The 9,609-nt window shown below is 30.4% G+C and carries 12 protein-coding genes; 4 read left to right on the forward strand and 8 right to left on the reverse strand.

The window, feature by feature from the left end:
- Window positions 1–59 precede the first annotated feature (59 nt).
- The 3 genes from HMPREF3046_RS05175 to HMPREF3046_RS05185 form a co-directional block, all read right to left on the reverse strand.
- Window positions 60–575: a YceI family protein gene (locus tag HMPREF3046_RS05175; protein WP_070717153.1), complete on the reverse strand. Its 516-nt coding sequence runs from the start codon at window positions 573–575 to the stop codon at window positions 60–62.
- A gap of 299 nt (window positions 576–874) precedes the next feature.
- Window positions 875–1,471 (reverse strand): thioredoxin domain-containing protein, encoded by a 597-nt coding sequence (locus tag HMPREF3046_RS05180; protein ID WP_070717158.1) that lies wholly within the window; start codon window positions 1,469–1,471, stop codon window positions 875–877.
- Between the two features lie 24 nt (window positions 1,472–1,495).
- A complete protein-coding gene (locus tag HMPREF3046_RS05185) occupies window positions 1,496–1,855 on the reverse strand; it encodes a DUF4467 domain-containing protein (RefSeq protein WP_070717161.1) in 360 nt (119 codons plus the stop codon).
- Between the two features lie 262 nt (window positions 1,856–2,117).
- Here HMPREF3046_RS05185 and HMPREF3046_RS05190 point away from each other — a divergent pair, with 262 nt between their 5' ends.
- Both HMPREF3046_RS05190 and HMPREF3046_RS05195 read left to right on the forward strand, forming a co-directional pair.
- Window positions 2,118–3,365, forward strand: a complete 1,248-nt coding sequence (locus HMPREF3046_RS05190; protein ID WP_070717163.1) for an aminoacyltransferase — start codon at window positions 2,118–2,120, stop codon at window positions 3,363–3,365.
- A gap of 40 nt (window positions 3,366–3,405) precedes the next feature.
- Entirely contained in the window at window positions 3,406–3,828 is a 423-nt protein-coding gene (locus tag HMPREF3046_RS05195; RefSeq protein ID WP_002448363.1) for a MaoC/PaaZ C-terminal domain-containing protein, read from the forward strand.
- A 101-nt stretch (window positions 3,829–3,929) separates the two neighbouring features.
- Here the strand turns inward: HMPREF3046_RS05195 and HMPREF3046_RS05200 are convergent, their stop codons facing one another.
- The 4 genes from HMPREF3046_RS05200 to HMPREF3046_RS05215 all read right to left on the reverse strand — a co-directional run bounded on the left by HMPREF3046_RS05200 (window position 3,930) and on the right by HMPREF3046_RS05215 (window position 7,716).
- Window positions 3,930–4,661, reverse strand: a complete 732-nt coding sequence (locus tag HMPREF3046_RS05200; protein ID WP_070717165.1) for an amino acid ABC transporter ATP-binding protein — start codon at window positions 4,659–4,661, stop codon at window positions 3,930–3,932.
- Window positions 4,658–5,377 carry an amino acid ABC transporter permease gene (locus HMPREF3046_RS05205; protein ID WP_070717177.1) on the reverse strand — a complete coding sequence of 240 codons (720 nt, stop codon included), beginning with the start codon at window positions 5,375–5,377 and terminating at the stop codon, window positions 4,658–4,660. The genes HMPREF3046_RS05200 and HMPREF3046_RS05205 overlap by 4 nt, the downstream gene beginning before the upstream one ends.
- Window positions 5,358–6,158 (reverse strand): transporter substrate-binding domain-containing protein, encoded by an 801-nt coding sequence (locus tag HMPREF3046_RS05210; protein WP_070717168.1) that lies wholly within the window; start codon window positions 6,156–6,158, stop codon window positions 5,358–5,360. The genes HMPREF3046_RS05205 and HMPREF3046_RS05210 overlap by 20 nt, the downstream gene beginning before the upstream one ends.
- 118 nt (window positions 6,159–6,276) lie before the next feature.
- The gene (locus HMPREF3046_RS05215) at window positions 6,277–7,716 is read right to left on the reverse strand and encodes an MDR family MFS transporter (protein ID WP_070717170.1); all 1,440 of its coding nucleotides are present in this window, start codon (window positions 7,714–7,716) and stop codon (window positions 6,277–6,279) included.
- A 92-nt stretch (window positions 7,717–7,808) separates the two neighbouring features.
- On the opposite strand from HMPREF3046_RS05215, the gene HMPREF3046_RS11215 reads away from it, so the two are divergent.
- Complete coding sequence (locus HMPREF3046_RS11215; RefSeq protein WP_115344440.1) at window positions 7,809–7,907, forward strand: putative metal homeostasis protein; 99 nt, start codon at window positions 7,809–7,811, stop codon at window positions 7,905–7,907.
- Window positions 7,908–8,076: 169 nt separating this feature from the next.
- On the opposite strand, the gene HMPREF3046_RS05220 is transcribed toward HMPREF3046_RS11215, so the two are convergent.
- Window positions 8,077–8,763 carry a 2,3-diphosphoglycerate-dependent phosphoglycerate mutase gene (locus tag HMPREF3046_RS05220; protein WP_017174974.1) on the reverse strand — a complete coding sequence of 229 codons (687 nt, stop codon included), beginning with the start codon at window positions 8,761–8,763 and terminating at the stop codon, window positions 8,077–8,079.
- Window positions 8,764–9,111: 348 nt separating this feature from the next.
- Here HMPREF3046_RS05220 and HMPREF3046_RS05225 point away from each other — a divergent pair, with 348 nt between their 5' ends.
- On the forward strand, window positions 9,112–9,552 hold the full coding sequence (locus HMPREF3046_RS05225) for an aggregation-promoting factor C-terminal-like domain-containing protein (RefSeq protein ID WP_070717175.1): 441 nt from the start codon (window positions 9,112–9,114) through the stop codon (window positions 9,550–9,552).
- Window positions 9,553–9,609: the final 57 nt, after the last annotated feature.

Genomic DNA, 9,609 nt, shown 5'->3' on the forward strand with positions numbered 1-9,609 from the left:
ATATCATTCCCACTAATTGGGGTCAGTCCAGTTAGAACCTTGCCTGTTTTTTAACTTTATTATTCTTCAATAGGAAATTCTAAATCGAATTCCACATTTAATATTTTGCCTAATAAGAAGCCACCAGTTTCTAATGGTTGGTTAAATGTAACACCATATTTTTCACGATCAAGTTCACCAGTAATAACTAAACCTGCTGTATTCTTATTATTAAGTGGGTTTAAGCTAATACCTTTATAATCTAAATCAAATGTTTCTTTTTGTATTTGATCTTTAATTGTTACATTACCAGTAACTGAATGATCATCAACACTAATAATTTCAAATTTAATTTCAGGATATTGTTCAACATTTAAGAAATCTTCACTTTTAAGATGATTATCACGATCTTCTACTTTAGTATCAATAGAATTAGCTTGAACAGTAAAAGTTCCTTTTAAAGAACTTAAATCATGAAAGTCACCTGTAATATCTGCATCAAAATCGTTAAAACGTCCTTTTACATTACTAATTACAAGGTGTTGTATTGAGAAATTTACACCTGAATGAACTGGATCTAAATTAAAGTTAGCCATTTATTTTCCCTCCAATAGTGAAATGATAAAATAATATTATTCAATTTATTTATCTTTCAATTTGATATAATTATTATACTTAGTATATTAAATAAATCTAACAAAAATTACAAACTAAGCGACTTAATTAAAATATATTAATTGTGCTGATTTTGTTTCTTTTATTTGTATTCCCTTTTTTTATAAAAATAATGATTTTGAATGTAAAATTTTTAAATATGTCTTAAACGATATAAAAACATAATTAAAAGACCTAATTTAATATTTAAACAACATTAAGTTAGATCTTTTGTATTATGCTATAAATATTTTTTCCATTCTTTGATTTTATAAGGATCTTTTACTTTTTTACCATTGATAAAAACTGTTGGAACGGATTGAATATGATTTTCTTTTGTTAACTTTTTCTGTTTTTCTGCTTCCTTCCAAGCATCGCTGTTTTTAGTTTTATACTCTTTTTTAATGCGATCTTTTTGTTTTTGAGAAATATCTAATTGATCAATTTCTTTGTCAAGTAATGTTTCAGTAATCCAATGTTTTTTTTCATCTTGTTGATGAGCATATATATTTTTTTGGAATGTAAGATATTCTTTTGGTGCAATAGCTTGAATAGCATTCCCTGCTCTAGAGCCCATTAATGAATCTTTTCCAAGAAAATTCGCATTAATAAATTGATATTCTACTTTATTTGTATCAATATAATCTTTTTTAATAATAGGCATGACGTTATCTTCAATTTTCTTGCAATAAGGACATTTATAGTCTCCATATTCTACAATTAAAATTTTCCCATTTCTCGTATGAGCTGGGGTTTTTTCTTTTTTATTTTGAGAGCAAGCGACAACGATAATGATTAAACATATAATCGCAGCTCCAATAAAAATCACTTTTTTCATATATACTCCTTACGATTGTTTCAATTAATTAAGATTTTCTTCCTTATAATCCGAATCATGTGTACTAATATATTGTTTCGTATCAAAGTGCTCTAAATAGGTTGCCTTCTTGTCTTTAAATTGATATGTATAATAATGCATTTCATCGTTATTGCTTAACGGTCTATATGCTAATACAACATACTTACCTTTTTCATACACATATATATTAGCGTCTTTTTTATCAAAGTGTTTTACTACATCGCCTTGTTCATTCTTAGCAAGTCGTTCTTGTTTTTTATCTTGTAGTTTTACAGCTTTATCTATTTTATTAGCATATTCATCATTACCACAGCCCGCTAGCAATATGACACATAAAATTAATGATAAAATCAATCTTTTCAAATATGTTCACTCCTACTTTTTCTAATCTAATATAACTTTTACCATTATACTATGCATATACTGATTATCATACAGTGGTTTTGCAATATAAACTAGACTATTAAAAAATATTATATTGTAAATTTTATAGTTATATATTTTAAAAAATAATTATTATCTAATACAAAAGTATGAGTAAATTAATTTACTAAATGTGTGTAATAATAGAACTAATTTGATAAAATAGTTTAGAATTCTTAAAAATACAGAGGAGTAGATAATCATGAAATTCGTAAGTTTAACACCTGAAGAATTTGAAAAATTCACATCCGAACATTTTTCTCACTATACACAATCTCGAATACACTTTGATAATAGAAATGAGATGAAACATGATGTACATGTTGTAGGTGTTAAAGATGATAGTGGAGAGGTCATTGCTGCAACATTAATGACTGAAGCACGCGCATTAAAATTTTATAAATATTTTTACACACATCGTGGTCCAGTAATGGATTATAGCAATATCGAACTGGTACACTTCTTTTTCAAATCACTAACAGAATATTTGAAAAAACAAAATTGTCTATTTGTTTTAGTAGATCCATATATTTTAGAAAACCTACGTAATGCAGATGGAGAAATCTTAAAAAGTTACGATAATCGTGCAGTGATTAAAACACTTGAAGACTTAGGATATAAACATCAAAGCTGGTCTGTAGGTTATAGTACAATGAGTCAAATTCGTTGGTTGTCTGTACTTGATCTTAAAGATAAAACTGAAGACCAATTACTAAAAGAAATGGACTATCAAACACGTCGTAATATTAAAAAGACATATGAAATGGGCGTAAAAGTTAAAACATTACCTATGGAAGACACACATACTTTCTTTGAACTGTTCCAAATGGCTGAAGAAAAACATGGCTTTAAATTTAGAGATGAGCCTTATTTCTATGAAATGCAAAAAACATATAAAGATCATGCCATGCTAAAATTAGCTTATATCGATTTAAAAGATTATTTGTCTACTCTACAACATAAACACGAGGATTTAACAAAACAACTTACTGAAATTGAAGAAGCTTTAAAAGAAAGCCCTAACTCTAAAAAGAACAAAAATAAACACAATCAACTTCAACAACAATTTGATAGCAATGAACGTAAAATAAACCAAACAAAAGATAAAATTGCAGCAGAAGGTGAAGTATTAAATCTAGCGGCTGCATTATATATCTACAATGAACATGAAGTATATTATTTATCTAGTGGCTCTAATCCAAAATATAATGAATATATGGGAGCCTATCGTTTACAATGGGAAATGATTAAATTTGCTAAAGAGCATAACATTGACCGTTACAACTTCTATGGTATTACTGGAGACTTTAGTGAAAATGCTGAAGATTATGGTGTTCAACAGTTCAAAAAAGGTTTTAATGCTGGTGTTTATGAATATATTGGTGACTTCATTAAGCCAATTAAACCTGTTCTTTATCATGCTCAACAATGGATTAAAAATAGAAGATAATCATTGCATTATAAGTATATTTTAAGGTAGGCATATAACTATGAAATACAGTATGTTTTCTATAGGAGATACATTCATTAGTAAACACTACAAAATAACTGAGAAAGAAATATTAGAGTTTGCCCATCAATTTGACCCTCAATATATGCATCTAGATAAGAAAAAAGCAGGTCAAGGAATGTATAAAGGGATTATAGCTTCAGGTATGCATACCCTTTCACTTTCTTTTAAACTCTGGATTGAAGAAAATAAATATGAAGAAGACATCATAGCAGGGACGCATTTAAATAATGTAACCTTTATTAAACCTGTCTATCCAAATGATAACTTATATGTAAAAGTTAAAGTTTTAGATAAAAAATTAAAAAAACAATTTGGTAGTTTAACCGTTGAAATTATGACATTTAATCAATATGAGAATAAAGTGCTTCAATTTGAGCTTACTGTTTTACTATCAGTTTAAAATATAAACATTTCTAAAATCTAGTTATCCGAAGAAAGAAATCATTATTCAATAAAAAGAATCGTCGTTCAAGATGACATATCTCAAACGACGATTCTTTTTTAATTTTCATTAATTACATTTAAAAAACGTCTTAATTCATCAGTTTTAGGGTGATTAAATAATTCTTCAGGAGAACCTTCTTCACCAATTTCACCGTCATGAATAAATACAACTTTATTAGATACTTCTTTTGCAAAACGCATTGCATGAGTCACTATCACCATAGTCATGCCTTCATTTACTAATTCTTTAATAACCTTCAACACATCATTTACAAGTTCAGGGTCAAGTGCAGATGTAGGTTCATCAAATAACATCACTTTAGGATTCATCGCTAAAGCTCTCGCAATCGCCACACGTTGTTGTTGACCACCAGAGAGTGCATGAGGACGTTGATCTTTAACATGTGTCAAACCTACTTTTTCAAGTAAGCCTAATGCTCTATTTCTAGCCTCTGATTTACTCATTTTCTTTACAGTTACTAAACCTTCCATCACATTTTCTAAAGCTGTTTTATGTGGAAAAAGATTATAACTTTGGAATACCATCCCTGATTGTTTACGTACTTCAATTTGAGATTTCTTATCTTTAGCAGTATACGTTTTATCATTCACAGTAACGTTGCCTTCAGTCGGAATCTCTAACGCATTAATCATACGCAATAATGTAGTCTTACCCGAACCAGAACGACCAATTAATGTGACAACTTCACCTTTTTTTACATTTAAATCAATACCTTTAATCACTTCTTTATCATTAAAAGATTTATGAATATTGGATAACTCAATCATGCCTTATACCCTCTTTCAATATATGATTCATAGAAGCCTTGGATGACTGAAATAATAAAACAAACAACCCAATACATCACAGCTACGAGAATATAAATTGTAAAGTACTCGTATGTTGTAGAAGCAACTTCTTGCGCTTTACGGAACATTTCAGCTACTAAGATAAACCCTAGTAATGATGTGTCTTTAATTAATCCTAAGAATGTGTTACCTAAAGCTGGAACTGAAACACGAATCGCTTGAGGTAAAATAATACGTTGAATCGTTTGACGATAATTCATTCCAATAGAGTATGCCGCTTCTGTCTGGCCTTTTGGAATAGAAATAATACCACCACGGATAATTTCAGATGCATATGCACCTACATTTAAAGACAGTCCAATAATCGCTGAAACAACAGAAGACAATGTCCATTGTTCGTCCGCATTTCCAGTAATTAGACGTCCAAGTTCTGGAATACCATAAAAGATAATAAAGAGTTGTACAATCATTGGTGTGCCACGAATAATAGATACATATACACGTGCAATTCCTCTTAATATTTTACTAGACGAAATACGCATTAACGCCGTAAACAAAGCGATAATCAAACCTAAAATAAACGTCACAATTGTAATTGGAATAGAGTATTTTACTAAACCTTCCAACATGGGTCCAAATGCTTGAGTTGCTGCATCTAATGCGTGTTGTTGTTGACTATTTAGGCTCAGAAACATTTTCACCGAACCATTTCTCACCAATTTTTGCTAGTTCACCATTCTCTTTAAGTTTTTTCAGACCATCGTTGAAATCAGATACAACTTTATCATCGACACTTTTAGAGAATGCAAATGCTGATTTATTTTGTTCTGCATCACCTTTGATTGCTTTAATTTTAGCATTAGGTTTTTGTTTTTTGTAATCTAAATAAGATAAGCTATCATTAAAAGTACCATCCACACGTTTAGATAATAATAAATCGATAGACTGGTTGAAACCATCTACTTTAGTGATGTTAGCACCTTTATCTTTAGCAAGTTTTCCGTAGTTAGAAGTAAAAGTTTGCGCTAATTTTTCACCTTTAACATCATCAAATGATTTAATATTCTTCTCATCATCACGAACAACTAAGACACCACTTGAATAAGTGTAAGGGTTAGAGAATTTATATTTTTCTTTTCTTTCTTTATTAATACCCACTTGGTTTGCAATGACATCAAAACGTTTTGCATCTAAACCAGCAAACATTGAATCCCAAGATGTTTCATTAAATTTAAGTTTATATCCTTCTTCTTTCGCAACAGCTTTAATTACATCAATATCATAACCAGTTAACTGATCTTTTTTGTTGTGGAAAGTAAACGGTGCATAAGTCCCTTCAGTTCCTACACGTAATGTTTTTTCATCACTATTACTGCTACTTGATTTTGAATCACTATTTTTGTCAGATGAACCACTATGACCACATGCGGCTAATACAAAAATAAGTGTCAAAGCTACAAATAAAAGTCTTTTCATTAATAACTCCTCCATATTCCTATTAAATTAGTCAGAATAAATTAATTCTAATCTCATCACTATGAATAGTCAATAACTATTTAAACTATAAAATAAAATAGACTATTTAGATATGAGGTTAATGACTGTCTTCATTTAAATCTTTTTTTCGTTTAAGTAAAAAAGTTAATAATAAACTAACAACTGTGATTATCACTGCAAATAAAAAGCCAGAATGATAACCATGTATCATTGCGTCTGTTTGAATGTGTTTCATCATCTCAGTTTTAGCCATTCCCTGATAATCACTTAGTGTCGGTTTAAAATGCTGACTTGCTACACTTAAAATTGTTACTAAACCAGCTGTACCAATAGAACCCGCTACTTGTTGAATCGTATTTGTCATTGACGATCCATGAGCATTTAATTCTGGAGTGAGTTGGTTCATTGTATGCGTCATTACAGGCATTAATCCTAAAGCAATACCAATCATACGAATTGCATAAATAGTTGCTAAAACAATTGTTGACGTATGCTCATCCATTACTACAAAGTAGGACGTCGTAATCGTTACAATAAGCATACCTATCATTGAAAGTACTCGTGCTCCAAACGTTTCGTATAAACGCCCAGATATGATAGACATGATTGCCATTACAATTGCTCCGGGTAACAGTATCAAACCAGAATCAACAGGTGTACGTTGCAACACATTTTGTACAAACATCGGTAAGACCGTTTCTGATCCAATCATTGAAATCATCGTTACAGCCATAATAGCAATACCTACTGTGAATTGACTATTTTTAAATACTTTAAAACTTAATAGAGGGGTTTCAAGTCGTTCTTGTCTCCAAATAAATAAAACTACAAAAATAATGCCTAAAATAATAGTGCTCAGAACGACTGGGTCATTCCAACCTTTCTGAGAAATAGAACTTACCCCATATAACATACCACCAAATCCGATAATAGATAAAATAATGGATAGCATGTCAATGGGCGCTTTTACTTTTACTCCAACATTTTTAATAAAAATTAAAGCAAGTATAAAAGTCACTGCTGAAATTGGAGCTACAACATAAAACAATGCTCTCCAATTAATGTATTCAACCAAATATCCAGATAATGTAGGCCCAATCGCTGGTGCTAAACCAATCACTAATCCAAACATCCCCATATATTTTCCACGTTCGTGCGGTTCAAATATATCTAATATAGTCGTCATCATTAGTGGCATCATAATACCAGAACCTAATGCTTGGATAATTCTTGCAATTAATAACGTAGTGAAATTTGGGCTAAATCCTCCTAGTAAAGTTCCTAGAAAGAATATAATAATGCCAGTTAAGAATACCTGTCTTGTTGTATAACGTTGAATAATAAATGCAGATAATGGAATAACTACTCCATTTGTTAGTAAGAAGGCTGTTGTGAGCCATTGTACTTGAGAATATTCAATATGAAAATCTTTCATTATTCTCGGTAACGCTGTGGTCAACAAGGTTTCATTTAATAAACCAAAAAAACCACCTAATAGCATAGTGAAAATCATGATTAATTTTTTACTATGTGACATGTCACCATCTCCTTATTTTATTTTTAAATCGTAATTATTACTATTTACATAAACCACCTTTTCCTTTACTCTAAAAAAAAGGAGGAATAATTATGAAACAAGATTTACAAACTGCACGTCGTAACTTAAAAAGTCCTAATATTAAAACTCGTAAACGTGCATTGAAGATTATTAAGCAATATCGACGTTAGTTAAAACAGTTTAACTATTTTAAAATGCAACTTATTTTAAAGATACTCACTATTTTTTATAAACAATCTTACTCCACTACATAAATAAAAGACTAAAGCACTTTTTTGATGCTTTAGCCTTTTATTTTATCTACTATATTACAATAAATAAAAATTCTTGCTCACACTTTTATAAATAATAATGATTAGTCACTTTTAAATCATCATCTAATTCATAAATTAACGGTGCGCCAGTTTTAATTTCATAACCGATAATATCTTCATCTGATACATTTTCTAAATATTTAATTAATGCTCGAATAGAATTACCATGTGCTGCTACAAGTACAGTATCCCCATCTAATAAATGTTGTGAAATATGATCAGTCCAAATTGGAATCACACGCTCTAATGTTGTTTTTAAACTTTCAGAGTAAGGCATCATACGATGATCTAAATGACGATAGCGACGATCATTTAAATAAGATTGACGTTGTTCTTCAGTTTGTGCTGGCGGTAATACATCATAAGAACGTCTCCATTGATGAACTTGTTCTTCACCAAATTCCTTACGGGCATCATCTTTATTTAATCCTTGTAATTTTCCATAGTGTCGTTCGTTCAGACGCCAACTTTTATGAACAGGAATCCATTCTTGATCAGATTCAGCTAATAAATATTGAGTTGTTTCTAATGCTCTTGTTAATAAAGAAGTATAGGCAACATCAATTTCAATTTTGTTTTCTTTTAATTTTTTACCTGAAGTGATGGCTTCATTTCTCCCTTGTTCTGACAGTTGAACATCTTCCCAACCGGTAAATAAATTTTTCGCATTCCATTCACTTTGTCCATGTCGACATAAAATTAATTTTGGCATAATATAACACTCCTTAGATTAATTGAAAGTTAATGAGTATGATGATTGAATTATAAATACTTTCCTCATTATTTAATTTAATATCTATTTATCTTTACAACATTATTATAGAACGATTTCAATTTTTTTCATAATAGGACTACTTATCATTTAATTCGGAATATATGATAAAACGTTGAGATATTTGTTACTTCGTGTTCATATTTGATAATTATTCTTGATATGACAGTAACCTATGTCATTAAATGAACTGTTATAGTGAACATACCGTAGTCAACATCTAGATTTATTGGGATGCAATGTTTTAATTCGAACATTAATATCCAAATCACAAAGGAGTTTTTTATTATGAAAAAATCAACCTTTGCATTAATGACAATGCTCTCATTAGGTGCCGCTGGAGTAGAAAGTGGTCAGGCACACGCAGAAAAGGTATCAACCTCCCCTTCTCAACAACATCAATACCAATATCATCAAAGTCATACATCTAATTTAAATACATCAAGTTCAAACACGACAACTTTTAGTACAAGTAGCACACAATCAGTATATCAACGTTTCTTAGCTGCTGGAGGCACAGAAAAAATGTGGGAGAAAATTGTACTTCCCGAATCTGGCGGTAACCCTAATGCATCAAATGGTCAATACCATGGATTAGGCCAAACTAACCAATCATGGGGGTATGGATCAGTGGAAACCCAAACTAAAGGCATGATTCAATATGCAAAAGCACGTTATGGATCAATTGAAGCAGCGATACGTTTTAGAGAATCAAATGGTTGGTGGTAAATCGAATAAAAAAAGAGCGGGAGTATATGGACTGACCCCAATTAGTGGGAATGATAT

It is taken from the genome of Staphylococcus sp. HMSC070D05, from assembly GCF_001815595.1.
Lineage (GTDB): Bacteria > Bacillota > Bacilli > Staphylococcales > Staphylococcaceae > Staphylococcus > Staphylococcus hominis.

What these genes read in the sequence shown, in the direction of transcription:
- HMPREF3046_RS05205 (WP_070717177.1), bottom strand. Translation starts at nt 5,377, where the DNA reads ATGTTTCTGAGCCTAAATAGTCAACAACAACACGCATTAGATGCAGCA.
- HMPREF3046_RS05215 (WP_070717170.1), bottom strand. Translation starts at nt 7,716, where the DNA reads ATGTCACATAGTAAAAAATTAATCATGATTTTCACTATGCTATTAGGT.
- HMPREF3046_RS05200 (WP_070717165.1), bottom strand. Translation starts at nt 4,661, where the DNA reads ATGATTGAGTTATCCAATATTCATAAATCTTTTAATGATAAAGAAGTG.
- HMPREF3046_RS05180 (WP_070717158.1), bottom strand. Translation starts at nt 1,471, where the DNA reads ATGAAAAAAGTGATTTTTATTGGAGCTGCGATTATATGTTTAATCATT.
- HMPREF3046_RS05195 (WP_002448363.1), top strand. Translation starts at nt 3,406, where the DNA reads ATGAAATACAGTATGTTTTCTATAGGAGATACATTCATTAGTAAACAC.
- HMPREF3046_RS11215 (WP_115344440.1), top strand. Translation starts at nt 7,809, where the DNA reads ATGAAACAAGATTTACAAACTGCACGTCGTAACTTAAAAAGTCCTAAT.
- HMPREF3046_RS05175 (WP_070717153.1), bottom strand. Translation starts at nt 575, where the DNA reads ATGGCTAACTTTAATTTAGATCCAGTTCATTCAGGTGTAAATTTCTCA.
- HMPREF3046_RS05225 (WP_070717175.1), top strand. Translation starts at nt 9,112, where the DNA reads ATGAAAAAATCAACCTTTGCATTAATGACAATGCTCTCATTAGGTGCC.
- HMPREF3046_RS05190 (WP_070717163.1), top strand. Translation starts at nt 2,118, where the DNA reads ATGAAATTCGTAAGTTTAACACCTGAAGAATTTGAAAAATTCACATCC.
- HMPREF3046_RS05210 (WP_070717168.1), bottom strand. Translation starts at nt 6,158, where the DNA reads ATGAAAAGACTTTTATTTGTAGCTTTGACACTTATTTTTGTATTAGCC.
- HMPREF3046_RS05220 (WP_017174974.1), bottom strand. Translation starts at nt 8,763, where the DNA reads ATGCCAAAATTAATTTTATGTCGACATGGACAAAGTGAATGGAATGCG.